This window comes from Legionella bozemanae (genome assembly GCF_001648595.1).
In the GTDB taxonomy this organism is placed as follows: Bacteria; Pseudomonadota; Gammaproteobacteria; order Legionellales; family Legionellaceae; genus Legionella; species Legionella bozemanae.
The window spans coordinates 1-22,985 of sequence record NZ_LBAW01000018.1; the positions used below are offsets into that span (position 1 = coordinate 1).

Genomic DNA, 22,985 nt, shown 5'->3' on the forward strand with positions numbered 1-22,985 from the left:
AAGCATCAAAAGCAGGAGAATCTGGTAAAGGTTTTGCCGCAGTGGCAACTGAAGTAAGAAATCTTGCAGAGCAATCAGAACAGTCCACGGTACAGGTGCAAAAAATTCTTGAGGACATACGACGTAGCACTGAAAAAGCGGTCATCGTTACCGAGGAAGGAGCTAACACTCTTGATTCAGGAATTAAGCTCATTGAGAAAGCAGGCGACGTTATTCATGCGTTAAGTAAAATGATTAATGAAGCATCGATTTCAAGCCAACACATTGAGGTGTCTATTAGGCAAGAAGCAGTTGGAATTGAGCAAATCGTTGAGAGTATGAATGAAATTAATCGTGTTACCGCAGCTTTTTCTAGTGGCATAGAAGAGATGATGAAATTTATTCATCATTTAGATGATATTGTTAAACACCTAAAAGAGGATATTAGTCTTTATAAAGTTTAGACGGTTTCATTTCATTAATTCTTGGCAGTTCGTTATTTTTAACTACAGATGCTTTTTAGCATCGACTATATTAATAAGTGAATTTCATATGCTCAAGCCTCATTTATCATCCGCTACATTATCAGCTCTTGGAGCTGCTCTTTTATTTGGAGGGAGTACCCCATTTGCTAAGCAATTAGTTGGTAATATTTCACCTTTGCTCCTAGCAGGTTTTCTCTATTTGGGTAGTGGAATGGGGTTGGGATTTGTGCGCCTAATAAAAGATCGAGGTTGGAATGGTTCAGGTTTATTAAAAGGTGAATGGGCCTGGTTAATGGCAGCTATCGCCTTTGGCGGTATGATTGCTCCAACTTTATTAATGGTCGGCCTTTCTCATACAAGTGCAGCCACATCTTCTCTGCTCCTTAATCTCGAAGCAGTATTAACGGCTGTTCTAGCATGGATATTCTTTAAGGAAAGCACCGATCGACGTATTATTTTAGGCATGCTACTTATCGTAGCCGGCGGAGTTCTATTATCTTGGCCACAAAAAATAGCCCCGCAAAATTGGCTAGGTACTGTAAGTATTGCCGGTGCTTGCTTATGCTGGGCAATTGATAACAATCTCACCCGCAAAATATCATCTTCGGATGCATTCTTTATTGCAGGAAGTAAGGGGTTGGTCGCTGGGGTAGTAAACATTAGTTTGGCATTCTTTATAGGATTAACATTTCCCGCGTGGACTAATATTAGCTATACCATGTTGCTAGGTTTTTTTGGCTATGGCATCAGTCTTGTCCTATTCGTTCTTGCTTTACGCGGACTTGGAACAGCAAGAACAGGAGCTTATTTTTCTACAGCACCGTTCATCGGCGCTGGTATCGCCATACTATTTTTTCATGAATCGCCATCGGGATTATTTTGGGCAGCTGCTGCTTTAATGGGTACAGGGGTTTGGATACATCTCACTGAGAGCCATAGTCATATCCATACGCATGAATCTTTATATCATAATCATTCACATTGTCATGATGAGCATCATCAACATACTCACGACTTTCCTTGGGATGGTAAAGAGCCACACACACATCCTCATCAGCATGAAGAGTTGACTCATTCTCACCATCATTATCCTGATATTCACCATAGACATAGGCATAAAGAATAAAATTGTTTCGCTTTTTAAAGTATGTTTAGTGTCTAAAGATAGGGTTTTATCTAGCTAAGTAATCCAATGAAATGGTATAAAATTTCATATGCACTTGAGAGTGGGATCCACTACACTTAGAGCCAAGTTATAAGTGCTAAATCAATATAACCTTCAAAAATTCAATTAATTCTAAAAGTATACTTTAAGCAAAAAACTGGCCTCCAAATAAACAAATATTTGAAAAACAAATTTATTTAGCCTCATAAGTGGCAATGTTCGCAAAACCCCCATTTTTGTCTCTACTATGAGTAATATACCCCCTACATTAATATGATTATTTTTTGATAATAATAATTTGGTGATTAATTGGTGAATTAATGGTGAAAAGATAGCTAAAACCCGATTAAATAGAAGAGTTATTTTAACCAGATAATTCATCATGTATTCACCGCTATTTTTTGCTTTAAAATTACAAGAACAATTAAAAATTCATTATTTATCAGATAGATATAATGCATTTTTATGTCATGCGAAAGGTGTGTTTTGTACTGAAAATTTAACAAAATTTATTCATTCATTTTTATTACCTACGGTTCTCTTTTCTTTTAAATTTTAAAGTGCAATTCTGAAGTTGCACGTTTGTGACATCTATATATATATGGATTAAAGAAATTGAGAAAATCAATGACAGTATTTGAATTTTCGAGAAAACCAATTTAATAAGAGTAGTCTAAAATAAACATATATTAATGCAATTAATAAATTAAGTTGTGCTTACGTAAAAAAATTTTTCGCAATAATTTGCTATATATGGAAGTTAATTAAAATTGAACATTTTTATTACTGCAGAGGTAAAAAATGCGAAAATTAAAAATGCATACTCCTGACTTAGTTTCTGAAAATATTGATAAATTACTGGAGTTATTCCCTAGTTGCATGACTGAAATGCGTCGAGATGGTCAAGTTAAACAGGCAATTGATTTCGATAGATTGAGACAAGAACTGTCAACATCAATAATAGATGGTCAAGATGAGCGTTACCAACTTAATTGGCCAGGTAAACGGGAAGCATTGATCACAGCTAATAAACCTATAGCTAAGACTTTACGTCCCTATCGTGATGAAAGTGTTTATTTTGATACTACTAAAAATTTATTTGTTGAAGGGGATAATCTAGAAGCTCTTAAATTGTTGCAGGAAACATATCTTAATAAAATCAAAGTGATTTATATTGATCCACCCTACAATACGGGAAATGATTTTATATACAAAGATAATTTTAGTCAGGATATTGAGTCTTATCTTTTAAAATCAAATCAGAAAGATGAAAACTCTAATCGTTTAGTTACTAATAGTGAATCTAATGGACGTTTCCATTCTGATTGGTTAAGCATGATGTATCCTAGGCTTAAGTTTGCACGTAACTTACTTAAAGATGATGGAATTATTTTCATTAGCATCGATGATCATGAGTTTGATAATTTAAAAAAAATTTGTAATGAAATTTTTGGCGAAGAAAATTTTGTCGGAAATATAGTAAGAGCTACTGGTCAAACAACGGGACAAGATGGTGGAGGGTTAGGCTCATCATTCGACTATATTTTAGCATATACGAAAATCCCCGATTTAAGTTTAACAGGTTTACCCCTTACACCTCATGATTTAAAAAGATTTGAAAACGAGGATGAGCGTGGAAAATATGCGTACGATCAATTAAGAAAAACAGGAAGCAACGATCAACGTGTAGATCGGCCTAATATGTTTTATCCAATTAAAAATCCTGATGGAGAAGATTTGTATCCAACTGGACCTGGGGGCTATGAATCATGTTGGCGTGTGGAGAGAAAAAAATATGAAGAATTAGTAAATGATAATTATATACTGTGGAAAAAAACTGAAAAAGACGGCAAAAAAATATGGTGGCCTTATATTAAATATTATTTGGAAGGAAGAACAAAAAGACCATCACCTTTATGGGATGATTTAGATGGAAACAAAAAGGCCACTAGAGATTTACGGAATTTATTCGATGGTAAAAAAATTTTTGATCACCCAAAACCACTGGCTGTTATTAAAAGATTAATTCAAATTGCACCTAACTCGACATCAAATGATTTGATATTGGATTTTTTTGCCGGTTCAGGCACAACAGCACATGCAGTTATGGAACTTAACGCCGAAGATAACGGAACTCGCCGCTTTATAATGGTTCAAGTACCTGAAATTTGTGATGAACAAAGTGAAGCTTTTAAAGCCGGATATAAGACTATTGCTGAAATTTGTAAAGAACGTATTCGTCGAGCAGGAAATAAAATAAAAAGTGAAAACATAAATAAAAAAATTGATAATTTAGATATAGGTTTTCGAGTTTTAAGAATCGATAAATCTAATATGAAAGACATATATTATGAACCTGATATCCTTGAGCAAAGTAATCTTATTTCACATATTAATAATATTCGCGAAGACCGTAATTCTGAAGACTTGTTATTTCAAATACTTTTGGATTGGGGAATAGATTTATCTTTGCCAATTTATCGAAAGAATTTCTCTGGAAAAATATTATTTTTTATAGATCATAATCAATTAGTTGCTTGTTTTGATGAAAAAATAAACGAAGAGTTTGTTAAAAAACTGGCAGCTTATAAACCCTTGAGGGTTGTTTTTCGTGACTCAAGTTTTGATAGTGATAGTGTAAAAATCAATATTGAGCAAATTTTTAAACATGTTTCGCCAGGTACTGAAATAAAGACTATTTAATATCAGATGATAGAAGGAACTTTCTTTATGAAGTTGAAATTTAAAAAGCAACCCTATCAAACTCAGGCAGTTGAAGGTGTTATAGATTGTTTTGCTGGTCAGCCTAATATTAGTTACGCATCATATCGCAGTAACCCTGGACGAGTGCAACCTACAATACAAAATGACTCTGAGTTTAAAAATCATGATATTGTGCTTACCTCAACTCAGTTATTAAATAATATTCAAAATGTTCAATCTCAACAAAACCTACCAATCTCCAAAAATCTGAACCATGATAAAAAAACAGGATTTGTAATTAATCTAGATATAGAAATGGAAACAGGTACTGGGAAAACCTATTGCTACATTAAAACAATGTTTGAGTTAAACCGTCAATTTGGTTGGAGTAAATTTATTGTCGTTGTACCTAGTATAGCTATCCGTGAGGGAGTTTCAAAATCCCTTGAGATCACAGCAGATCACTTTTTAGAAGAGTATGGTAAACGAGCGAGATTCTTTATTTATAACTCTAAGCAGTTATACAATTTGGAAGGATTTTCATCTGATTCAGGAATTAATGTGATGGTTATCAATGTACAGGCATTCAATGCGGCTGGCAAAGATGCTCGTCGAATTGATCAAGAGTTAGACAATTTCCAATCACGACGACCAATTGATGTCATTAAAAACAATCACCCCATCTTAATTCTCGATGAACCGCAAAAAATGGAAGGTATAAAGACAATTGAATCATTTAAAAAATTTAACCCGTTATTCATTTTACGTTACTCTGCGACACATAAGACCGAATACAATAAGATTTATCGATTAGATGCATTGGACGCTTATCAGCAAAAATTGGTAAAGAAAATTGCTGTGCGTGGAATTTCTTTGAAAAGTTTAAACGGTACTAATACTTATCTATATCTGGAATCTCTTGAAATTACTGCACATAAACCGCCAATTGCTCTTATGGAAATTGAAGTTAAGCAAAAAAATAAAACTACCCCTATAAAACGAATGATTCGTAAATTTAAGAAAAACGATAATTTGTTTCATATTTCAGGATTAGATCAATACAAAGGATTTGTAATCGCTGATATTAAGGCAAGTACACAAACACATACAGTGAGCTTCACTAATGGTGTTGTACTACATACAGGAGAAGTAATTGGTGATGTTAATGAATCAATTTTACGTAGGATTCAAATTCGTGAAACTATTAAAGCACATTTTGAAAAAGAACAGGCCTTGTTTCATCAAGGTATCAAAGTTCTCTCATTATTTTTTATTGACTCAGTAGCTAAGTATCGTAGTTATAATTCAGATGGGCAGCTTAATGGTGAATATGCTGAGCTTTTTGAAAAAGAATATAACATCCAATTAGAAAAACTATTAATTAAAGCGGATCCTATATACAGGCAATATCTTAAACAGATTGATGCATGTAAGACTCACAATGGTTATTTCTCTATAGATAAGAAAAGCAGACATCTTATTGATCCTATTTTGAATAAAAAATCCAACGAAACAGATGACGTGGATGCGTATGATTTAATCTTAAAAGACAAAGAGCGTTTATTATCGCTGGATGAACCTATTCGTTTTATATTTTCACATTCAGCTCTTCGTGAGGGGTGGGATAACCCTAATGTGTTTGTCATTTGTACACTAAAACATAGTGATAACACTATATATCGACGCCAGGAGGTTGGACGTGGTATGCGAATAGCGGTTAATCAGTTAGGTGATAGAATGGATGATTCAGCTACTGTTCATGAGATAAATGTATTAACTGTGGTAGCGAACGAAAGCTACAAAGATTTTGTAACTGCGCTCCAGCAAGATATTAGTGATTCACTTTCTGCTCGACCGCGTATAGCAGATGCATCGTATTTTCAGGATAAAATCATCAAAACTGCATGTGGCGACTTGATAATTACGAAACAGATGGCCAATCTAATTTATTCTTATTTGATAAGTAATAAATATGTCAATGATCATGACTTCTTAACATCAGTTTATTTAAATGATAAAAATTTGCAAAACGTTGCTGAGTTTCCGGAAGAGCTAAAAGATTATACTAATCCCATATTACAACTGATAGACAATGTATTTACTGGGCATAATTTACCCGATTTTGAGGATGACAGAAAAGTAAAATTCAATCCATTGAATGCAAATTTTGAAAAAAAAGAATTCAAAGAACTTTGGAAGCGAATTAATAAGAAAGCGATTTACATGGTTAGCTTCAACAGTAAAGAGTTAATTAAAAAGTGCGTGATAAATTTGAATAATGATTTACACATTACTCAAATGGAATATGTAATTCAACGTGGAGAACAAATTAATGAACCAACCGTTGATGATTTGCATCAGGGTAGGAGTTTTAGACTTAGTGAAACATCCATAGTGAATCATGTTAAAAGTATTCATTCCTCAGTGAAGTATGACCTAATTGGTAAATTGGCGGAAGAAACTCAATTAACTCGTACTACAATTGGAGAAATTTTACAAAGCATAAAGCCTAAAGTTTTTGAACAATATAAATCGAATCCAGAGGATTTTATTACAAAATCGGCAAGGATTATCAATGAACAAAAGGCAACCGTAGTCGTTGAACATCTTACATACAATACACTATCTGAAACTTATGATTTTGAAATTTTCACTAGAGAAAAAACAAAACAAGATTTTAGTCGAGCTGGTGAGCCTATGAAAAATCATATTTATGATTATGTTTTTACAGATTCTAAAAATGAACGTCAGTTTGTTGAAGAGCTTGATACAAGTGAAGAAGTAGTTGTTTATGCAAAATTACCAAAAGGTTTTTTTATTCCAACACCAGTTGGTAATTATAATCCTGATTGGGCTATTTCATTCAAAGAGGGTAGCGTAAGGCATATTTATTTCATCGCTGAAACAAAAGGCTCTATGTCCTCAATGGAGTTACGAAAAATTGAGGAGTATAAAATCGATTGTGCTCGAAAATATTTTAGGAAAATAACCTCAAATCAAGTTAAATATGATGTAATAGATAGTTATACAAAGTTAATGGAGTTAGTGAGGTGACTCCATATTTTAGATATCCTTCTTCATTTAAAGAAGCAAGACCCTGCGTCGCATTAATATTGAGCAATGGGAGGGATAATTAGAGTTAACCATTTATAAAAATAAAAAACCAATCGACTAATTTTTGGAAGGTGTTTATATCAAGATGCTCTTTTCCATTTGCAACATGATTAAGAATTAGTGGGTTAACTTCCAGAATTTCTGCAAATGATATTAAATCTAAGGAAGTATGATGTAAGATAGTTTTAATTAAGTTCTTTTGCGATTCATTTTTAAATATATATCTTTTCTCTTTTTGTGCTAAAACAACAGATAAACACTCCATGTCCTCTCCATCTATAACAAAATTGATTATTCCGTACATGAATAAGAGTAAGCGGTTATGCGTATTAAAAAAATTAGAATGTTTACCCCGAAAATGTTATAGGAAAAATGCATAATTAATTAACTAATGATCAACATGTAAAATTACCAATTAAATAAGGCTTAAACTTGGACAGTTGATTCATTTACAACTTCTGTTGATAGTTCGTCAATAAGATTTTTTATCTTTCCTGATATAAGGTACAAGAAAATCCCACCTGCTAATGCCCATAGTCCCAATTGGTAAAATACATGAAGGTAATCTGGGTTTGTGGTTAGAGGATCAGTTGCTTGTGTTTGTACCATTGCATTAGAAAAGTATTGCGATAATGATGCAGAAACTCCTGAAACCATCATCCAGGTCCCCATTAAAATACCTTGCAACTTAAGAGGTGCTATGCGCCCAATCATTGCATATCCTACGGGTCCTATTAGTAACTCTGCGATGGCTTGAGCCACAAAATGAAGTACGATCCAGAATATGCTACTAAAACCTTGATTGTCAGGGAATATTACCGCACAAGCTAAGAAAAAGAATGAAAAACTTAAAATAATAAATGCACTTGCAAACTGCAATGTGGTAGAAAAGTTGTATCCTTTGTTCTTTAATTTGTTAATCACAATGGCTACAACTGGTGCACCTAAAATAATTACAATTGCATTAAGATTTAAAATCCATTGGGTAGCAACTTCGAAATTGAGAATATGTCTGTCAACATTATTCTTAATAAAAAGAGTAATGCCCATCGGCCCAGTATAATAGATCATCCAAAATATAATTGATGTTACAGTTAAAATTATGTAGACCAGAATTTTTTGTTTATCTGTTTGATTTTTTTGTTGATAGCCTAAAGTAAGAATTACAAAGAGCATGGCAATACTTGTAATAATAACAAGACTATTGCTTAGGTAAGAAGAATGAAAACATAGAATTAACGCGGGAATTAATATGACAATTCCTAGTATGCTAATCATGTTGTTAGCGAACCTATTTCTATTGTTTTTAGGGAGCAGGGATAAATCATTGTCACCCAGATTGCGCCAACTAAAAATCATAAATAGTAATGTTAAAACATTAGCTAATACACCAATATAAAAAAGCTGTTGATAATCATTTGAATAGTCATAAAATCCACTACTGATATAGCCAGCAAAAAATCCTACATTCATTGCAGCATAACTTAAAAAAAACGCTTTATCCCTCCGATCATCATCTGGTTGAAAGCGTTGAGATAGAATGGTGTTATAACATGTAGTATTCAAACCGCAACCAATTAAAAATAAGCTTAATCCTATATATAGTAATGAGACTTTAGATATTGCCAGCACTATAAGTCCGAATGTTTGAATTAGAGTTGTAATAAAAAATAAAGTGCGATTGCTGATATATCGACCTCCCATCAATCCACCAAACAAATGTAAAACATAGTTAAAGGCCAAAAATAAGCCCACAACACTGTTGGAGACAGTTGGAGATAACCCAAGCTGTTTGCTTATGTAAAGTGAGAGGGAAGAGTAAAGTATTGCAAAAGAAAATGTTGAACAGGCTTGAATAAAGTAAAGTGATGTAACTCCATTTGGCATTCGTTGTATTGAATTAGACATTTTTTCCTTTCACATCCATTGAAATGGGTGACTCTACCATTAAAATTGGCTAGTATTAAGTCCTTTTTGCAATTATCTAAGTTTTAAGATAAGGATATTTTGTAATACTGTATATTTACAGGCGTTTAGGTATGAACCGAATCGAAAAAGTTTCATGGAATGAAATTAAAAATAAAATTAATGCAGTAAATCCTTCCATTTACCAAGTTTTAGACGAGCTTTTATCAGATACTCAAATCCCTTTTTTTCTAGCTCATTATCGCTTTGGTGAGCATTTTGGTATTAAAAATCACGCATACTTGCCTGGGAAGTCAGGAAAACTAGAAAGAATAGATAGTTTCAACACGGATAATGAGTTATTTCAACATTTAGGTTATGGAAAGAACAGCTTACCTTTAGGTATTATTTTGGACAAATATTGTGAATGGCACTATTTTGGGGAAGAAGAAAGGATCTTTCCTGATTGCGTCCAAGGACCAGGTGCTATTTTTAATATGCAAATTGTATTTGATGAAGATCAGACAGTTGATAACAATGTTTTATCAGTTTCATCTGGCGCTCTGTCTTCTTTTTTGTTACCTAATATAGGATGCCAAAGAAAACATACACGAGTACAAAAATATTTTAATGTCTCTCATCCTCCACCAAAATCACCTTATGAACACTATCGTATATTTAAAGAAGTCCTACAGGACGGCTTCACATCTACAAATTGGCATAGCCAGATTCTTTATTTTTCTGAACAATTTATTGATGAAGTGAAGAGGAATGATAAGTGGTTAAAGTTAAAACTATATTTTTCTGAGGCATTACGGAAAAAGCTAACTAAAAACACTTATGATTCTTCATGTAACGATCTATTTTTAAGTGCAAGGAAAGTAAATCGTTTTAGGCCTACTCCATTTATCATGGATACGGCAAAATACATTTTCAATATTTGTATGGGATCGGGTATTGGGGTAAAGCCTGCTATTGATGAGCAGTATTTGCCTGTTAGTGATGTTCAAAGAATTTACAACACGTGTTATGGTCTTGAATATACACCTACAGTAATGGTTCCTTCTTCTTTAGAAGAGAAAAATGACAGTGTTTATTATCCATTGCAATGCCCGTTTGCAAAAATTAATACCTTTAAGACTAATCAAAGTAATAGCACGTTAACGGAGCTTGAAACCTTAAAAAATGTATTACTAGCATATCAAGAAGAGTTTACAGAAGAGAAAGGTGATGCATTTGGTAGTTCTTTGTATAAGGTAAGTAAAGAAACTCAATTTACTTTTTATCATTATAAATCGGATGGTCAAAATTTGATTAAAAATCCTAATGTGTTATTAGAAGAGGATTCTCGTTTTTTATTTTCTTATTGTAATAATGCGACGACTTTTTCTAGTGATGCGAAGCTATTTCGTGGGTGTGTCCGACTTTCAAGATAATTTATAATCTTGGAGATTGATTTCTAGAAGATTAAGATATTTTTCACTTAATTTTTTTTGATTTGCTGGTGTTATATATAAAGTTGTTGTCGAATTGATTTTTGAATCTACTAAATCCTTTAATGTAATTTTCTCAATTCTAGGTTTTTGCATAGGGATTTGTGCTGCCTCATATAGGTAAGCAATATGATCATGATGGTAGAACTTAGCTAGGTATTCGGATAAAACCTGCATCTTACTAGTCTGATTAATATTATGCATTCCAATGTTTGCAACTTGCCATAAAATGACGTGTGCATTTATGTCGATATCTCTTTCATAAAGTAATAGTTCAGTAGCATCAATAGTGAAACATCCTTTATTACCAGGATCTATTTCTAAATCACTAAATAGACAATCCAGAGTTGAAATTCCTGGGAGTATTGTGGCATTTCCGTTAAGTGCTTTTATTATTTTTACTGCATTTAAAGCTGATTCAGCAAATACTGTCGGGTGACCATAAAATAGAACACAAAGCATTTTACCTTTATTATATTCGCTAACAATGTAGTTTGTGATTTTTCTATAAGCATCTATTCGTTTATCACTACTAAAATAAAGATCCTCTAAACTCTCAGCTTCTTTGGATTCACGCTGAATCCAAGATTTGAGATTCTGCTCATTGACTAAATATAGAACTTTATCAGAATTTTTAATTATATATTTAGTTTCTTCGGTAAAGTGAGAGATGGATTTTATTCCGGATCCACAAACTATCAGCTTTGACATCAACTATAAGATTTCCACTATTTTATTTGAATGGGGCTGTTGTTCTGAATTGATCATTTCCTGAACGTTAAACAACAATTCTACATGCTCATTTGTATTTATAAATTCGCTGCCAACTGCATGTTCGATTTGGTCTAATAAATCCATTTTTTTCTCCATGAATCAACTTTCGGTTATTGTATAAACAAAAGGGTCAAAGGTATAGCTAATTTATAATATCTCATTAAATTTTCATATATACGATGTATTGCAGGAATGTACTCAATATGATTAAATAAATGCTCGATATGAGTATTAAAATGTTCGTTAAGAGTTTTAAGGAAGTATGAAAACATCACCTTTTCAATGGATCAAATGTAATTAATATTCTTGTGTGATTTTATTTTTATAAAGTTAATTAAGGAAAATCATGAGCACTTATCACATTCTACCAAGATTAATACGTCTTAGAGATGCACCTGCTTATGTGGGCATGGATAGGCATCGTTTTAATGAAGAAGTACGTCCTAGCTTGATGGAAATTCCCATTGGTTCACAGGGTGTGGCATTTGATCGACTTGATTTAGATGCTTGGGTAGACGATTATATACAGTGTAGTGATCGACCCGCGGCATCCAAGCGAAGGAGTTTGGAAATATGGGACGAAAACGAATACCAGGGATCTACAAAAAAGGTAGTCACTGGCAAATTGACAAAAAAATATTTGGATACCGACTTTGCGAAAGCACTGGTACTGGCGACCTCGAAGAAGCCGAAAAATATCTAGCAAGACGGATTGATGAAATCCGTCAAGCCACGGTATATGGTGTCAGACCCAAGCGAAGTTTTATGGAGGCCGCGACTAAATTTCTGATGGAAAACCAGCATAAACGCAGCATTGATGATGATGCAGGGCGTTTACGCGAAGTGGTAAAGTACATTGGTGATTTATCGTTGGAATCTATTCACATAGGCTCGTTGCAACCATTCATTGAAGGTAGGAGAAAGGATGAGGTATCTACGAGAACCATTAATCATGGTTTAATGGTAGTGCGTCGAATTATGAATCTAGCAGCAAGCGAATGGATGGACGAGTTTGGCTTAACTTGGTTGGCTAACGCGCCCAAAATTAAACTCTTACCGGAGAATGATCTGCGCAAGCCTTATCCGCTGAACTGGGATGAACAACACAGACTCTTTGGTGAGTTGCCGCCACATCTGGAAAGAATGGGTTTATTTGCCGTCAATACTGGATGTCGGGATAGTGAGATATGTGAATTGCGTTGGGAATGGGAAATTAAAATTCCTGAAATGCCTCATATCATGGTGTTTATCATACCAGCTGAGTTGGTAAAAAATGGTGAGGAACGATTGGTTGTCTGTAACGAGACAGCTAGATCGGTTGTGAGTAGTGAGCGTGGAAAGCATCCGACACATGTATTTAGTTATAAAGGCAGGCCTTTAGCTCGGATATTATCAACGGGTTGGCGGAACGCTAGAGTAAAAGCAGGATTACCACATGTGAGGGTGCATGATTTAAAACATACTTTTGGTCGTCGTTTACGTGCGGCTGGAGTCAGTTTTGAAGATAGGCAAGATTTGCTAGGACATTGTTCTGGTCGAATTACCACTCATTATTCATCAGCCGAGTTGCAAAATCTTTTTGAGGCGGCCAACAGGGTTTGTGAAAAGCAAAAGAGCGGGGTAGTTCTTACTCTGCTGCGGAACAAAAATTTTAAATCCAAGAAAGCAGTAAATAAGGATAATAGTGCGATTTCGCTTTAGATTTTGCACGTAGGTCCCGAAGAAGTCCCGAAGTGGGTTTCTATGGGTGCAGGGCGTCAAGTGTAACTTATTGAATTTAAATGATTTTGTTGGTGGGCCCACTAGGACTTGAACCTAGGACCAACGGATTATGAGTCCGCTGCTCTGACCAACTGAGCTATGGGCCCGGAGAGGGAGTCATTTTAAACTTAATTTGCTTAATGTTCTAGTTTTTTTTGTGATTTTTTTGGAGTTTTCCTCTCCTGTTAGGGAGAGGAGTAGGGAAGAGTAAAGAGGTCACAAATCCTTTTTATCCTTCCTCTTTATTTGAATCATTAGCCTTCATCACCTTCGAGGAAGCTTCTCAGTTTCTCTGAACGAGATGGATGGCGCAGTTTGCGAAGCGCTTTGGCTTCGATTTGACGAATTCGTTCACGAGTAACGTCAAATTGTTTGCCCACTTCTTCCAGAGTATGGTCGGTATTCATTTCGATACCAAAACGCATACGGAGTACTTTGGCTTCTCTTGGGGTTAGCGTTTCCAAGATTTCCAGAGTAGCTTCGCGCAGACCTTCAGCAGTTGCCATGTCGATTGGTGATTCAATGTTATTGTCTTCAATAAAGTCACCTAAGTGTGAATCATCATCATCCCCCACTGGGGTTTCCATGGAAATCGGTTCTTTAGCAATTTTTAAGACCTTGCGAATCTTGTCTTCGCTCAATTCCATTTTTTCAGCCAATTCTTCGGGTGTGGCTTCACGGCCAGTTTCCTGAAGTATTTGTCTGGAAATGCGGTTGAGCTTGTTAATCGTTTCGATCATGTGTACCGGGATACGGATGGTACGCGCTTGATCGGCGATAGAACGGGTAATTGCCTGTCGAATCCACCAGGTTGCATAGGTAGAGAACTTATAACCGCGACGGTATTCAAATTTATCTACTGCTTTCATCAAACCGATGTTGCCTTCCTGAATTAAATCAAGGAATTGCAAGCCACGGTTGGTGTATTTTTTCGCGATGGAAATAACCAAACGTAAGTTGGCCTCAACCATTTCTTTTTTGGCGCGACGTGCTTTCGCTTCGCCAATGGACATTTTACGGTTGATGTCTTTAATTTCACCGATCGTCAAACCGTACTCGGCTTCGAATGCGACCAATCGTGATTGGATACGTAAAATCTCCTCGGTATGTTCCTGGATACGGTCCATATCGAGCTTTTTACCGTGTTTGCTAATAATGGAATTGAGCCATTCCATGTCTGTTTCTTGGCCTGGGAATGTATCAATAAACAGTTTTCGCGGAATACGCGCTTTTTCAATGCAAAGGCGCATAATGCCACGCTCGAACTCTCTGATGTGGTTACGTAGCTGACGGAAATGACGTGTTAAACGATCAACCTGTCTGGAAGTAAGCTTGAGCTTTAAGAACGACTCAGACATCGCTTCCAACGCTTTCAGCGCTTTGGCATGGTCTCTGCCAAGCTCTTTTAATATAGCTAGTGCTTCTTCATAGGTAACACGTAAGTCATCAAAATAAACTTTGGCTTGTTCTGGGTTTGGACCATCATCGACTTCACCCATACCTCCTTCGCCGTCTTCATCTTCTTCATCATCAGAAAGAAGCAGATCATCATCTTGCCGATCTTCATCAAGCATAGAGCCGATGCTTGCAGCAGGAGCTACTTCATCTTCAACATCAGAAAAACCGCTAATAATTTCATTCAGACGAATTTCTTGGGCATTGAAACGATCATAATCATCAAGCACCAACTGGACAGTTTCTGGATAATGAGCCAAAGATTTGAGTACTTGGTAAATGCCCTCTTCAATGCGTTTCGCGATGCGGATCTCACCTTCACGGGTCAACAGCTCTACTGTACCCATTTCACGCATGTACATACGAACTGGATCGGTTGTACGGCCAGTTTCTTTGTCTACAGAGGCCAGTACCATTGCGGCTTCCTCGATATCTGGAACTTCTTCTGTATTGAGCAGAAGTGCCAGTTCATCATCACCTGGCGGCAATTCAAATACTTTGATGTTCATGCCTTCCAGCATGCTGATAATGACATCAAAATGTTCTGTATCGACTATATTAGGCAGCAAGTCATTGATCTGACTGTAAGTCAGGTAACCTTGCTCCTTGCCTAGGCTAATGACTTTGGTTATCTGTGAGCTTTGCTGTTCTTGATCATTTATGGTCATAGGCACTTCTCTAGGGACAATTGGACATTATCCTAAAAAACAATGGAATCTACAGCATCATATAGCACTAATTGGATTGCTTGCTTCTTTAGGATTACAAAATCTTATAATTATAAACCGGGAGGCTGCAACATACCAGTAGTTTTTCATTGCTTTTTTCTGGACATCTTCTTTACAAGAGTCTAGCACATGATGAAACACCGTATGAGTTAGGGTTAATACTAATTGCATTGTCTAAACGCGTAGCTCTGATGTTTTGCTAAGTACTAAGTCACACATGGCGTTCTTTTAGCATGTCTTGTAACTTTATTTTTTCCTCTTCATTTAAGCCGTATTGGCGTGATTTATTAATTAATTCACGTATGGTTAATTCACGATTTTGTTTTTGTAAAAACGCCATAATATCAATAAATTCCTTAACTAATTCTTGTTCAGGAACCAAATGATCCCAGGCAGCAAGCCTGTTCATGGAATCAAAATAAGGATGATCGCGCCATGATTCAATAAGTGTTGCTGTAGTGGCTTGTGGATTTGCTGCCAGTTGCTGTAACAGTTGCACTAAAATTTCATGTTCTTTGGCATCCAGAAGCTCGGGATTAATGTGCTGTTTGATTTGTGCATAAATTTCTGGATGTTGTAAGAGCAAGGCCACCGCAACGCGCATGGGTGTACGCGCTATAGTCATCATTTGTTCCTGTGGGGCTGGACGAGATGCCTCGCTAACTAGCTGGCTTAAGCGATGCGTTTCTATATGAGTTAAACGAGCAAGATCTTCGATAAGTAATTGTTTGTACGAGCCCTCATTCATTTTTTGTAAAAAAGGTTTGGCCAAATTAATTAATTGAGTTTTTCCTGCAGGACGAAGCAAATTGAGGTCTTTGGCTAAGTTGTCAAAGAGAAATCGATGCAGTGGCGTGGCTTGTTTTAGCTGATTTAAAAAATTGTCTTTGCCTTCCTTGCGGACTAAACTGTCCGGATCATGTCCATCAGGTAAAAACATAAAGCTGGCATCGAGCCCCAGATTCAAATGTGGCAAGCTGCTTTCTAGTGCGCGCCATGCAGCTTGTCTTCCAGCGTTATCTCCATCAAAACAAAAAATCAGCGATTTAGTATATTTCGCAAGAAGTTGAATATGATATGTACTGGTTGTAGTACCTAAGGTGGCTACTGCATTCATAATTCCATGCTGGGCTAATGCAATCACATCCATATAGCCTTCAACTACAATAATGTAATCTATTGTTTTTTGCTGGCTTAGAATTTGGTGTAAACCATATAATTCCCTGCTTTTTTGGAAAATGACTGTTTCAGGTGAATTAAGGTATTTAGGTTTTTGTTCAGCCTCTAGGACGCGTCCGCCAAAGCCTATAATACGTCCATGGCGGTCATGAATAGGGAACATGACTCGGTTTCGATACCGGTCATAAATTTTCCCCTCTTCATTTTTAATTAACATCCCGGTTGCGAGCAACTCACGTTGGTTACGAGGAAATGCTTTTTCAAGATGATGCCATCCTTCATTTGCATAACCTAATTGATACAGTTTCGCGATTTCTCCACTTAAGCCTCTGCCACGCAAGTAATCGATGGCAGGTTGTCCTTCATATTTTAATTTTTTTTGATAGTAAAGGCTTACGGCAGACAAAAGTTTATAAAGATCCTGCGATGGATTATTTTTTTCAGTTTGTTTGTCACGAGGAATTGTTAAACCCAGACGAGTAGCCAGCGTTTCAACCGCATCAACAAATCCCTGATTGAGGTAATTCATGACAAAGCTGATCGCATTGCCTGAAGCGCCACAGCCAAAGCAGTGATAAAACTGCTTTTTGGCAACGACATTAAATGAAGGAGATTTTTCGTTATGAAAGGGACAGCAAGCAATATGACTGTTCCCTCTTTTTTTCAAGGGAACATAGCTGTCAATTAATTCAACCAGATCTGTTCGGTGGAGAAGATCATCAATGAATGGCTGCGGGATTAAGCCAGACATGGTGATCCTTAACTTAACTTAGCCTTTATCATGGCGCTAACTTGAGCCATATCAGCACGTCCTTGCAAGTTGGGTTTTAAGAGTGCCATCACTTTACCCATGTCCGCCATTTTTTCAGCACCAGTTGCAGCAATAGCTTCTTGAATCATTTTTTCTATTTCTGCAGCAGATAAAGGCTCAGGCAAGTATTTTTTCAGAACATCCAGCTCATATTGTTCCTGAGCGACCAGATCTTCTCGATTGGCTTTTTCGTATTGGGCTATGGATTCTTTACGTTGTTTGCTCATTTTATCCAAAATCACCAACATGCGTTCATCATCCACTTCGATACGCTCATCGACTTCGACTTGTTTTACTGCAGCAGTGATTAAACGAAGCGTGGATAAAAGTTCTTTATCCTTGGCACGCATTGCATCTTTGACATCATTATTGAGGCGTTCTTTAATTGTCATTTTTATTCCTTAAACCTAATGAGCTCGGCCCTAAATGGATTTTGAAAAGCAAAAGGCCACTAAATACGACACCATAATCACTGTGACTATGCGAAGTACATGTGGCCTTGGTAAAAAATACAGGACGGACAAATCCTATTTACGTCGGCGTTTTCCGCCTTGTTGTTTTGCTGTCATATCACGAGAAATTTTCTTCAGATGACGTTTTACTGCAGCAGCTTGTTTGCGCTTACGCTCAGCAGTTGGTTTTTCGTAAAATTCACGACGGCGTAATTCGGTTAAAATACCGGCTTTTTCACAAGAGCGCTTAAAACGGCGCAGTGCGTATTCTGGGTTTTCGCCTTCTTTGACGCGAACGGTAGGCATTAACTAGTCCTCAAGTTATTTGATCTTAATAGGTGGGCAATTCTAGTGCTAGTTGAAGCAGTCGTCAAGTTTTAAACTATAAATTTTTATGAATTCCTTGTGGACTTTATATTTCTGTATACCACAATTGTGCGATAAGCGATCAAATTATTTGTTGATTTGTTTTTTTGAAACCACAATATACAATAGGAATCAGCTAATCCGATTAATGTGTTACAATTCTGGCTTTGATAATACTCTTAGACTAGGTTTTTTATGTTGATTTTAGGCATTGAATCTTCTTGTGATGAAACCGGAATAGCAATTTACGATTCAGATGCTGGTTTGTTGGCGCATGCCTTACATTCGCAAATTGATACGCACCGTGTGCATGGTGGCGTGGTCCCTGAGCTTGCTTCACGTGATCACATTAATTATTTAATTCCTTTGCTTGATAAGGTATTGCAACAAACAGGAATAGATAAAAAAGCGTTAGATGGTATTGCCTATACAGCCGGTCCAGGTTTGATTGGTGCATTACTGGTAGGTGCTTGTTTTGCAAAAAGCTTGGCGTACGCATTACAAATTCCCGCTTTGGCGATTCATCATTTGGAAGCGCACCTTTTAGCGGCAAAAATGGAAACCCCATCACTCGAATTCCCCTTTATCGCACTTTTGGTATCTGGTGGTCATTGCCAATTAGTCGAAGTCAATGATTTAGGAAAATACCGTATCCTTGGCGATACTCTGGATGATGCAGTAGGCGAAGCTTTTGATAAAACCGCCAAACTTATGGGCATACCTTATCCCGGAGGTCCGGTGCTTGCATCTCTTGCCGATCAATGTGAATCAACCCCTTATCGGTTTCCCCGTCCCATGACCGATAGACCCGGTCTGGATTTTAGTTTCAGTGGTTTAAAAACCTTTGCATTAAATACTTGGAATCAAAGCACAAAAGATGAGCGTGCACGTGCTGAAATTGCCAAGGCGTTTCAAGAGGCAGTGGTTGAAACCCTAATGATTAAATGCAAGCGAGCAGTGCAAGAGTCGGGATGTAAACAATTGGTTGTTGCGGGTGGAGTAGGGGCAAATAAAGCACTACGGTTAGGCTTACGCGAATGGATACAGGGTATTGGCGGAACAATTTATTTCCCCGCTTTAGAATATTGTACTGATAATGGGGCGATGATTGCTTATGCCGGATGTTTACGGATGTTAAGGGGCGAAAAGGATTTAAGTAGCGGGGTAGAAGTTAAGGCAAGATGGCCTTTGGCTTGATTTTTTTTCAATCCCTGAAAAATTTTTGTGAGAATGGATTTTCAGGGATTTCTAGATTTTAGACTCTATGCTTGTTTGGTTATTTCTCTTCAGGTTTTTTGGTTTTCGCTTTAGGTGCAGCGGTTTTTTTAGCTTTGGTCTTTTTTGCAGATTCCTCGGTTTTTTTACTGGTTTTTTTCGCGGTTTTAGCTGTTTTCGTTGCTTCAGGCTCAGCCACTACAGTTTCAGTGATAATCACTTCTTCTATCTCGATTACTGTCTCTTTGGGCATTGCCTCAGGTTTTTTGGGGGAAACAACGTGGTGCTCCGCTTTGCCCTCCATCATGGCATCAAGGACATCTTCCTTTAATTTAATGTGTGGTTCTTTTTTATCAATAAGGCGCACAATATTGTCTTTATGTTTGTAGACGATTAATAAGGCCATAATGAATATAGGCAGGAAAATATCCAGGCGCTGGATCAGTAATAGTGAGTAAAATGGAGCAAAACCAATAGCAGTTATGGAGGCTAAAGAGGCATAACGTGAAAATTTGGCGACGATTAACCAGGTTGCTGCAACCAGAATGCCAACAATGAAATGAAAACCCAAGAGCGCTCCAATTGCTGTAGCAACTCCTTTTCCGCCTTTGAAGTCAAAAAAAACAGGGTACATATGGCCGATAACTGCAGCCAAAGCAGTAAACCCTACGGTCGCAGGCCCTGCACCCAAGATTTTGGCAATGAGTACGGGAATAGTACCTTTCAGCAGATCGGCAGCCATAACCAATGCCGCATATTGTTTTCCTGCAATGCGCAAGACATTGGTAGCACCAGGATTTTTTGAACCCTCTATACGTGGATCGGGCAAAGAGCAAGCCTTGCAGACAATGACTGCAGAGCAGATAGATCCCATTAAATAAGCAAGAACTACCAAGAATATAAATAATATCACCGATTGCTCCTTTTCCGGAAAGTAACTTATTATCAATTAATCTTTATTTGCAAGCAAGAGGCCGGAAATTTAAGGATAATCGCACCGCTCACATACGATGAGATGCGATTGTAATCAACCCCTCTTTCTACGTCCTGCGGCTTGTCCGCAGGATCCAGATTTAGCGAGCATTCATGGGTTTCGTGCATAAAGCGTGGAATGTGATTTTTTGATTTTGAGTTTATAAATATAAGGCTTGTAAGTCGTTGGTGTAACGTCTGCCCAAAGCAGTTACTTGCCAGTATGTATCGGTGAGGGTAATCAGTTTTTTATGTTCTGCTGTTTTGAGTTTAGGGAGTAAGTAATTCAATGGCAAGCCAGTAGTTTGTGAGAAGAGTTCTAACGGGATGGCTTGCTCCAATCGCGTGGTGTTGAGCATAAATTCAAAAAGAAGATCTTGGGACTCTACTGTTTCTATACTTGCCAGAAAAGGTTTGTTTGGGTCAAGATATTCTTTAGGCTGACGTTGTTTGCGTGTTCTTAGTATTCCATTTTGAGTAGTGATTTTACCATGAGCACCTGCCCCTATGCCGAGGTAATCACCAAATAACCAGTAATTTAAATTATGCTGGGCTTGTCGCGCAGGTTTGGCAAAAGCGGAAATTTCGTACCGTTCAAAACCTGATTCTTTAAGTAAAGCGAATCCTTCTTCTTCCAGAAGCCAGGCTTCATCTTCAGAAGGTAATGGAGGTTTTTCTTTGTAAAATACTGTATTGGGTTCTATGGTTAATTGATACCAGGACAAATGTTCTGGTTGGTGCGCAATTGCAGTACGCAAATCCCCGAGTCCTTGCGCTACGCTTTGCTTGGGCAAACTATGCATGATATCCAGATTTAAGTTGTTGAAACCGGCATTACGCGCTGAGTCGATGGCGCGATGAGCCTGTTGGGCGTCATGGATGCGACCCAGAGTATGAAGATGCTCCGGATTAAAGCTTTGGATGCCCAGGGAAAGCCGATTAATACCGAGTTGTCGATATTCAGTAAAACGTTGCTGTTCTACAGTGCCTGGATTTGCTTCCATAGTAATTTCAATATCTTGGGCAAAGGACAAAAGATGCTTTAGTTCAGTGAATAAGGTATCGTAAGCTTGAGCAGAAAAAAGGCTAGGGGTGCCTCCGCCAATAAAAATAGAGCAAATTTCACGAGCTTCAACGTGCTGCAAATCGTTTTTTAAATCAGCAACTAGTGCCTGGACATAATTTTGTTCTGGTAAAATCTCAGGACTTTTATGGGAATTAAAATCACAGTAAGGGCATTTACGGATGCACCATGGAATGTGAATGTACAACGATAAAGGAATCATTACTCTTTTTAGACTGGCTTGTTTGAAAATGCAATAGTATCATGTTGCGAGTTTTCTAACAAAAAATGTAATCATTTATGTTGTGTTCTTCCCGCTTAGCGAGAGAGAATTTTCGATGATTACCTGAAAAACAAGAGGAAATCACATGGCAAATAAACGAGTTAGAGTTGCTGTTACTGGAGCAGCGGGACAAATTGGTTATGCATTATTGTTTCGGATCGCTTCGGGACAAATGTTTGGTGCAAATACTGAAGTGGAATTAAATTTACTTGAGCTTGAAGCGGCGCTTCCTTCTCTAGAAGGGGTTGCTATGGAGCTTGACGATTGCGCCTTCCCCTTATTGAAACGTGTCGTTTGTACTTCAGATATGAATAAGGCAATGGATGGAATAAACTGGGCGTTATTGGTGGGCTCTGTACCTCGCAAGCAAGGTATGGAACGTTCTGATTTATTGCAAATTAATGGTGGAATATTCACCAAGCAAGGTCAGGCGATTAATGATTATGCAAGCGATGATGTACGCGTATTTGTAGTCGGTAATCCATGTAATACAAATTGCTTAATCGCTATGAATAATGCTAAAGACGTACCTAATGATCGTTTTTATGCAATGACTACGTTGGATGAATTAAGATCGCGTACTCAATTGGCTAAAAAAGCAGGAGTTGATATTACTGCAGTCACGCAAATGACCATTTGGGGAAATCATTCTTCAACTCAATACCCTGATTTTTATAATGCGAAAATCAATGGAGTTTCTGCAGCTAAGGTTATTGATGAGTCTTGGTTAAAAGACACATTTGTTTCGACTGTACAACAACGTGGTGCTGCAGTAATTAAAGCGCGTGGTTCTTCTTCTGCTGCGTCAGCTGCCAATGCCGTTATCACCGGTGTCAATCATTTAGTTACTGATACTCCTGCTGGAGAGTCATTCTCTATGTGCCGTAGTTCAAAAGGTGAGTATGGTGTGGATGAAGGTTTAATATTCTCCTTCCCTTGTCGACGTGAACACGGTGAATTAAAAGTAGTTGAAGGCTTGCCTTTTAATGATTATGGCAGTGAAATGTTTGACAGAACTTTAGATGAGCTAAGACAAGAGCGGGATACAGTGAAGTCTTTAGGCTTGTTGGACTAAGGATAAT

The 22,985-nt window shown here is 37.1% G+C and carries 18 protein-coding genes and 1 tRNA gene; 8 read left to right on the plus strand and 11 right to left on the minus strand.

Features of this window, described 5'->3' with window-relative positions:
• The 4 genes from A8O27_RS13045 to A8O27_RS13065 all read left to right on the plus strand — a co-directional run.
• Positions 1 to 443 (plus strand): methyl-accepting chemotaxis protein (locus A8O27_RS13045; protein ID WP_259293094.1); only part of this gene is annotated, 443 nt, incomplete at its 5' end.
• 88 nt (positions 444 to 531) lie between these two features.
• Positions 532 to 1,590, plus strand: coding sequence for a DMT family transporter (locus A8O27_RS13050; RefSeq protein ID WP_058460870.1), 1,059 nt, complete (start codon positions 532 to 534; stop codon positions 1,588 to 1,590).
• A gap of 840 nt (positions 1,591 to 2,430) precedes the next feature.
• Positions 2,431 to 4,332, plus strand: a complete 1,902-nt coding sequence (locus A8O27_RS13060; RefSeq protein WP_058460868.1) for a site-specific DNA-methyltransferase — start codon at positions 2,431 to 2,433, stop codon at positions 4,330 to 4,332.
• A gap of 27 nt (positions 4,333 to 4,359) precedes the next feature.
• Positions 4,360 to 7,386, plus strand: a complete 3,027-nt coding sequence (locus A8O27_RS13065) for a type III restriction-modification system endonuclease (RefSeq protein ID WP_058460867.1) — start codon at positions 4,360 to 4,362, stop codon at positions 7,384 to 7,386.
• An 85-nt stretch (positions 7,387 to 7,471) separates the two neighbouring features.
• On the opposite strand, the gene A8O27_RS13070 is transcribed toward A8O27_RS13065, so the two are convergent.
• Positions 7,472 to 7,711 (minus strand): hypothetical protein, encoded by a 240-nt coding sequence (locus A8O27_RS13070; RefSeq protein WP_058460866.1) that lies wholly within the window; start codon positions 7,709 to 7,711, stop codon positions 7,472 to 7,474.
• 161 nt (positions 7,712 to 7,872) lie between these two features.
• Positions 7,873 to 9,354 (minus strand): peptide MFS transporter, encoded by a 1,482-nt coding sequence (locus tag A8O27_RS13075; RefSeq protein ID WP_058460865.1) that lies wholly within the window; start codon positions 9,352 to 9,354, stop codon positions 7,873 to 7,875.
• Between the two features lie 131 nt (positions 9,355 to 9,485).
• On the opposite strand from A8O27_RS13075, the gene A8O27_RS13080 reads away from it, so the two are divergent.
• Positions 9,486 to 10,787, plus strand: a complete 1,302-nt coding sequence (locus A8O27_RS13080) for a hypothetical protein (protein WP_058460864.1) — start codon at positions 9,486 to 9,488, stop codon at positions 10,785 to 10,787.
• Here A8O27_RS13080 and A8O27_RS13085 read toward each other — a convergent pair.
• Both A8O27_RS13085 and A8O27_RS18800 read right to left on the minus strand, forming a co-directional pair.
• Complete coding sequence (locus A8O27_RS13085) at positions 10,779 to 11,555, minus strand: SAM-dependent methyltransferase (RefSeq protein WP_058460863.1); 777 nt, start codon at positions 11,553 to 11,555, stop codon at positions 10,779 to 10,781. The genes A8O27_RS13080 and A8O27_RS13085 overlap by 9 nt on opposite strands.
• A 3-nt stretch (positions 11,556 to 11,558) precedes the next feature.
• Positions 11,559 to 11,702: a hypothetical protein gene (locus A8O27_RS18800; protein ID WP_154669245.1), complete on the minus strand. Its 144-nt coding sequence runs from the start codon at positions 11,700 to 11,702 to the stop codon at positions 11,559 to 11,561.
• A 489-nt stretch (positions 11,703 to 12,191) separates the two neighbouring features.
• Between A8O27_RS18800 and A8O27_RS13095 the strand changes: the two genes are divergently transcribed.
• Positions 12,192 to 13,319 carry a tyrosine-type recombinase/integrase gene (locus tag A8O27_RS13095; protein ID WP_174223897.1) on the plus strand — a complete coding sequence of 376 codons (1,128 nt, stop codon included), beginning with the start codon at positions 12,192 to 12,194 and terminating at the stop codon, positions 13,317 to 13,319.
• Between the two features lie 90 nt (positions 13,320 to 13,409).
• Here the strand turns inward: A8O27_RS13095 and A8O27_RS13100 are convergent.
• From A8O27_RS13100 to rpsU, 5 genes are all read right to left on the minus strand, one after another.
• Positions 13,410 to 13,486 (minus strand) — tRNA-Ile (locus tag A8O27_RS13100).
• A gap of 147 nt (positions 13,487 to 13,633) precedes the next feature.
• Positions 13,634 to 15,502, minus strand: a complete 1,869-nt coding sequence (gene rpoD, locus A8O27_RS13105) for an RNA polymerase sigma factor RpoD (protein WP_058460860.1) — start codon at positions 15,500 to 15,502, stop codon at positions 13,634 to 13,636.
• Positions 15,503 to 15,773: 271 nt separating this feature from the next.
• Positions 15,774 to 17,492, minus strand: coding sequence for a DNA primase (dnaG, locus tag A8O27_RS13110; RefSeq protein WP_058460859.1), 1,719 nt, complete (start codon positions 17,490 to 17,492; stop codon positions 15,774 to 15,776).
• 8 nt (positions 17,493 to 17,500) lie between these two features.
• Complete coding sequence (locus A8O27_RS13115) at positions 17,501 to 17,944, minus strand: GatB/YqeY domain-containing protein (RefSeq protein WP_058460858.1); 444 nt, start codon at positions 17,942 to 17,944, stop codon at positions 17,501 to 17,503.
• A gap of 135 nt (positions 17,945 to 18,079) precedes the next feature.
• Entirely contained in the window at positions 18,080 to 18,310 is a 231-nt protein-coding gene (gene rpsU, locus A8O27_RS13120) for a 30S ribosomal protein S21 (protein ID WP_010652681.1), read from the minus strand.
• Positions 18,311 to 18,565: 255 nt separating this feature from the next.
• Here rpsU and tsaD point away from each other — a divergent pair, with 255 nt between their 5' ends.
• Positions 18,566 to 19,567 (plus strand): tRNA (adenosine(37)-N6)-threonylcarbamoyltransferase complex transferase subunit TsaD, encoded by a 1,002-nt coding sequence (tsaD, locus tag A8O27_RS13125; RefSeq protein ID WP_058460857.1) that lies wholly within the window; start codon positions 18,566 to 18,568, stop codon positions 19,565 to 19,567.
• 79 nt (positions 19,568 to 19,646) lie between these two features.
• Here the strand turns inward: tsaD and plsY are convergent, their stop codons facing one another.
• Positions 19,647 to 20,498, minus strand: a complete 852-nt coding sequence (gene plsY / locus A8O27_RS13130) for a glycerol-3-phosphate 1-O-acyltransferase PlsY (RefSeq protein WP_058460856.1) — start codon at positions 20,496 to 20,498, stop codon at positions 19,647 to 19,649.
• A gap of 220 nt (positions 20,499 to 20,718) precedes the next feature.
• Complete coding sequence (gene hemW / locus A8O27_RS13135; protein ID WP_058460855.1) at positions 20,719 to 21,843, minus strand: radical SAM family heme chaperone HemW; 1,125 nt, start codon at positions 21,841 to 21,843, stop codon at positions 20,719 to 20,721.
• Positions 21,844 to 21,988: 145 nt separating this feature from the next.
• Here hemW and A8O27_RS13140 point away from each other — a divergent pair, with 145 nt between their 5' ends.
• A complete protein-coding gene (locus A8O27_RS13140) occupies positions 21,989 to 22,978 on the plus strand; it encodes a malate dehydrogenase (protein WP_058460854.1) in 990 nt (329 codons plus the stop codon).
• The last annotated feature ends 7 nt before the right edge of the window (positions 22,979 to 22,985 follow it).